At 67.8% G+C, this 2,868-nt stretch carries 2 protein-coding genes; both read left to right on the forward strand.

Annotated features, from left to right (window positions below; all coding sequences use genetic code 11):
• Positions 1–1,308: serine/threonine protein kinase (locus BST27_RS29995; protein ID WP_139805473.1), on the forward strand; the 1,308-nt coding region annotated here is incomplete at its 5' end.
• Between the two features lie 331 nt (positions 1,309–1,639).
• The coding region (locus BST27_RS30000; protein WP_139805474.1) for a serine/threonine-protein kinase at positions 1,640–2,868 on the forward strand (1,229 nt) is incomplete at its 3' end.

The raw sequence follows: 2,868 nt of genomic DNA on the forward strand, positions 1-2,868 counted from the left end.
GCGGTGGGCACCTGGAAATACATGGCGCCCGAACGGTTTTCGAACGACGAGGTCACCTACCGCGCCGACATCTACTCCCTGGCCTGCGTGCTGTACGAGGCGCTGACCGGAAGCCCGCCTTATCGCACGGACAGCGCGAGCATGGTGGTCACCGCCCACTTGATGGACCCGATCCCACAGCCCAGCCTTGCGCGCGCGGGCATTCCCAAAGCCTTCGATGCGGTGGTCGCCCGCGGCATGGCCAAGAAACCCGAGGACCGCTACGCCAGCTGCGGAGATCTCGCGCGGGCCGCACGTGAAGCCCTGAGCACCCCCGACCGGGATCACGCGGAAGACATTCTGCGCCGCAGCTTTGAGACAACGCTGCCCGGAACGGCCGTCACGCCGCAAGCGGGCGGTCGCCCCACCTTCACCCCGGCGCCGGGGGCTCCGCTGAGTCAGCAAGGGCCCCAGTATGCCGACGCGCACTCCTCCGGCCCGATACCTCCGCCTACGCAAGCCGCCCAGCCCGCCTGGGGACCCGGCAGCGGCGGCATTCCTGCCCCGAATCAACCCGGCCAGAGTCCGCAGTACTACCAGGGCGGCGCGTGGGGCGGCACGCCACCGGGTGTCCCCACCCCGCCTCAGCAACCGGGTGGCCCGCCGGCCTGGAACCAGCCCGCGTCGTCAGGTGGCCGCAGCCCTTGGCCCATCATCGCGGGCGCGGCGGCTCTGGTGTTCATCCTCATCCTCGCCGGCGTCGGCATCTGGGTGTTCACCAGGGACGACGGCAGCAAGCAGGCGCACGGCAACGACGTCACCTCGACCGCCCCGACCACCGGCGGGGTGACGAGTACCCGCACCGCCCCTAGTTCGCCGACCACGACCGCTGGCGGCGACGCGCAGAGCAGACTGCGGAGCGCGCTCCCGGACGGCTACTCCACCGGCGCATGCAAGCCGTACACACCGGACCCCGACACCATTTGGGCCAGCGCGGTGACCATGGTCCAGTGCGACCAGAACAGCAAGCCCGGCGGCCCGAGCCGCGCGCTGTACGGTCTGTTCGCGAATCTCACTGCGCTGAAGGAGGCCTTCGATTCCGACATCAGCGCGGTGGAATTGTCCAACTGCCCTGGGGAAGGCCCCTCGCCGTTGAGTTGGCACTACGAAAAGACGCCGAACGTGACCGCCGGCCAGATCGCGTGCGGTACGTATAAGAACCACCCGAACGTTATCTGGAGTAACGACGCGAAACTGGTGCTCAGCGACGTGTTCGGGGACCCGGCCACGCTCGAAGACCTGCACACCTGGTGGGCCCAGTGGGGCTGACATCCCGTCCTGCCTTGACAATTGCCCTGACAAGGCTAAGCCGCACAAGCAGTTTGGCGCGGGAAGAGCCTTCCGGAACGGTTGGGTAAGGGAACCCGTTCTGCGCCAGCGTAATAGCTGACGGTCGCGTCAAACGCAGCACTGCGGCGCGCCGCCGTGACAACGGATGCCTAAGCGGTACAACAGCATTGGTTGTTGTACGGTGGGCCAAACCCTGGTCCAGCGCTGATCAACGGTATGCCGTGTCGCCCGCAGGGGCCGCGGGCGGGCGGTGAGACGCCGGATTGTTGATAGTGTCGGCGACATCTGGTCGGCTTTGGGAGGGTCAGCGATGGGCGAGGCGCCAGGGTTGCGCAGCGGGTCGATGTTCGGCCCGTACCGCCTCAAGCGGCGGCTGGGCCATGGCGGCATGGGCGAAGTTTACGAAGCCGAGCACACCGTCAAGGAGTGGACGGTCGCGGTGAAGCTGATGTCCGAAGCCTTCAGCCAGGATCCGGTGTTCCGCGAGCGGATGAAACGCGAAGCCCGTATCGCCGGCCGGCTGCAAGAACCCCACGTGGTGCCCATCCACGACTACGGCGAGATCGACGGCCAGATGTTCCTGGAGATGCGGCTGATCCTGGGAACGGATCTGGACAAGCTGCTGAAGCGCAGCGGCCCGATGCCGCCGCCCCGCGCGGTCGCCATCCTCACCCAAATCGCCTCAGCCCTCGATGCCGCCCATGCGGCAGGGGTCATGCACCGCGACGTCAAACCGCCCAACATCCTGGTCACCCGCGAAGACTTCGCCTACCTCGTCGACTTCGGCATCGCCAGCGCCACCACCGACGAGAAGATCACGCAACTGGGCACCGCGGTGGGCACCTGGAAATACATGGCCCCCGAACGGTTTACCAAAGACGCGGTCACGTATACCGCCGACGTCTACTCCCTGTCCTGCGTGCTGTACGAGTGTATGACCGGGGTTCCGCCGTACCAATCGGACAACCATGCCGTATTGGTCAGCTCGCACATGATCGACCCGATTCCGCGGCCCAGCGCGAAGAACCCGGCCGTCCCCAGAGCGCTCGACGACGTGGTCGCCCGCGGCATGGCGAAGAAACCCGAAGACCGCTACCCCACCGCCGGCGACCTGATGCGAGCCGCCCATGACGCGCTCAGCGCTCCGGATCAAAATCAGGCGGCAACAATCCTGCGCCGTAGCCAGGAAGCCGCGCTGCCAAAGGGATTGGCCGACCCGCCGACCGTCCAGCAACGTCGCGGTCCTGGTTCCAGTCCACCCGGCGCCGGGCCGACCAGCCCGGTATCACCGCCCACGAAGCCGGTCACTCCGCCCGCCGCTCCGACGTGGGAGCCCGGCACCCGTCCCGTGCCGACTGAGCGACAACCTGCCGCACCCCCGAACCCACGCCCGCCGAGTCGCGCGACGCCCCCGCGTCCGACGCCATACCCGAGTCCGCCGCAGCGCCCGAGCCCGCCGCCGCCCCCGAGGGCAGCCCGCTGCCGGTTTCCAAAACGGCAACTTCCGTCATCACAGCCCCCCATGGCCAATCGCCAGTA

Source organism: Mycobacterium intermedium (assembly GCF_002086275.1).
Classification (GTDB): Bacteria; Actinomycetota; Actinomycetes; order Mycobacteriales; family Mycobacteriaceae; genus Mycobacterium; species Mycobacterium intermedium.